This is a genomic window from Kocuria sp. (assembly GCF_030536815.1).
GTDB lineage: Bacteria > Actinomycetota > Actinomycetes > Actinomycetales > Micrococcaceae > Kocuria > Kocuria gwangalliensis.
In genome coordinates this window covers 1-2146 of sequence record NZ_JAUNPE010000274.1, presented here as the reverse complement: position 1 = coordinate 2146, position 2146 = coordinate 1, and the positions used below count along the sequence as shown (strand labels likewise).

The 2146-nt window shown below is 65.3% G+C and carries 2 protein-coding genes; both read left to right on the top strand.

Annotation, left to right across the window (positions count from 1 at the left end):
* The first annotated feature begins 146 nt into the window (after positions 1–146).
* Positions 147–758 (top strand): response regulator transcription factor, encoded by a 612-nt coding sequence (locus Q4E95_RS13095; protein WP_303383719.1) that lies wholly within the window; start codon positions 147–149, stop codon positions 756–758.
* A gap of 70 nt (positions 759–828) precedes the next feature.
* Entirely contained in the window at positions 829–2073 is a 1245-nt protein-coding gene (gene rmuC, locus Q4E95_RS13090; protein ID WP_303383718.1) for a DNA recombination protein RmuC, read from the top strand.
* Positions 2074–2146: the final 73 nt, after the last annotated feature.

Here is a 2146-nt window from a genome sequence, read left to right as displayed (position 1 = left end):
CGCGACGGCGCGAACGCGGCGTCGTCCGTTCCGGGGAACGGCCTGCGCGGCATGCGGGAACGGGCGGAGAGAGCGGGGTTGAAATTGACCGTGACCTCGCCCGTGGAAGGTAAGGACCGAGGAACTCGAATTGTGGTGGAGCCGGCATGAACACCATTTCCGTAGTGATCGCTGACGACCAAGCGTTGGTGCGGGCCGGGCTGGCCGCGCTGCTGGAGCTGGAACCGGACATCTGTGTGGTGGCCCAGGCCGGCAACGGCCGAGAGGCGGTGGAGGCAGTCACAGCCCAGGACGTAGATGTGGCTCTCTTGGACATTGAAATGCCCGTGCTCAACGGGCTGGATGCCACGCAGGAAATTGCCCGCGGCGGTAGCGGGACCAAATGTCTGATTGTCACGACGTTCGACCGGCCCGGGTATTTGCGGCGCGCCCTGGAGGCCGGTGCGAGCGGGTTCGTTGTGAAAGATACCCCGGCCGACCAATTGGCCGAGGCCATCCGACGCGTGCACGCGGGACTGCGCGTGATCGATCCAGTTCTCGCGGAGGAGTCCTTGGTGGCCGGGTTCAACCCGTTGACCCAGCGGGAACAGGACGTGCTGCGGGAATCCGCGCAAGGTGGCTCCGCCAAGCACATTGCGGCCGCCCTGCATTTGTCCCCCGGTACGGTGCGCAATCATTTGTCGTCGGCCATCGGGAAGACGGGTGTGCGCAACCGTTCCGAGGCCGCGGCGAGGGCGCTGCGCAACGGGTGGATCTAGCGGGGCGTGTTTCAGGGGCTCCCCCAGGAACGAACTTATGCGTGTCGGAGGGATCTGAGACAGTTCCCCCATGGACGCTTCCGTGATGTCGCAGGTGTGGTGGTTGTGGGCGTTGCTCGCCCTCGTGGTGGGCCTAGGGCTGGGTGCGGCCGTGGGTCTGACGGTGGCGGGTCGCCGGACACGGCGAGTTGAAACCGAGGTCGATGAGTTGCAGGCCGAGCGTCTGAGCGCGTTACAGGAAAGCGCCGCGGCACGGGAAGCCAAAGAACAGCTCGAGAAACACGTGGCCACCCTTGAAGCGCGGTCCTTCCAGGATCAGAACGTGCTGCAGGCGCTGGCTCCGCTCAATGATCAGCTGCGCACCGTGGGGCATCACGTCACCCAATTGGAACGTGACCGTGCGGCGCAGTTCGGTGCGGTGAGCCAGGCACTGGATGCCGCTCGCAGCACCGACGCCCAGTTGTTGGAGGCCACCGGTTCGTTGTCATCCTCCCTGCGGTCCACCACAGTGCGAGGTGCGTGGGGAGAAATGCAGTTGCGCCGCGTGGTGGAGGCCGCGGGCATGGTGCGCCACGTGGATTTCACGGAGCAGGACTCCCGCGTGACCGACCGCGGAGTGCAACGACCGGACATGATCATCAAGCTGCCCGGTGGGCAATCAATTGTGGTGGATGCCAAGGCACCCATGAACTCCTACCTGGATTCGCAGGCCGTTCCCGCGGACGGCTCCTCCGAGAACGAGCAGCTCCGGGCGCGGTCCTTGAAGGCGCACGCCAAAGCACTGCGGTCGCACGTGGACGCGCTGGCCACCAAGCAGTACTGGACGGGCAACGATGGGTCACCCGAGCTGGTGATGTGCTTCGTCCCCGTGGAATCCGCCCTGGCCGCAGCCCTGGAAACGGACGCGACACTGCTGGAACATGCCTCGCGGAACAACGTGGCGTTGGTGTCCCCGGTGTCGCTGATGGCATCGTTGAAGGCCGTGGCGTTCAGCTGGCGGCAGGCCACCCTCACGGACAACGCTCGTGAGCTCTACCGGCTGTCGCGGGAGCTCTACGACCGCATGGGATCAGTGGGCAAACACCTCACGGACATGGGTGGATCGCTGCGGCGATCGGTGGACGGCTACAACAAACTCGTGGGATCATTGGAAACCCGCGTGCTGCCCTCTGCACGCAAGATCGCCGCTCTGGATCCCACCGACAACGATTCCACCGGTCTCGAAACCAAGCCCGTGGAAACCATGCCCCGAGCCGTCACCGCCACGGAGTTCGTGCTGGGCCGAGACGTTGACCAAGAAGAGCGAGCAAGCTAGGGAGTTAGCGCTTGGGGCGCGCTCCGCGGCCTCCGAGCTGACGGGAGTTGTCGCCGTCCTGGGCGAGCTTGGC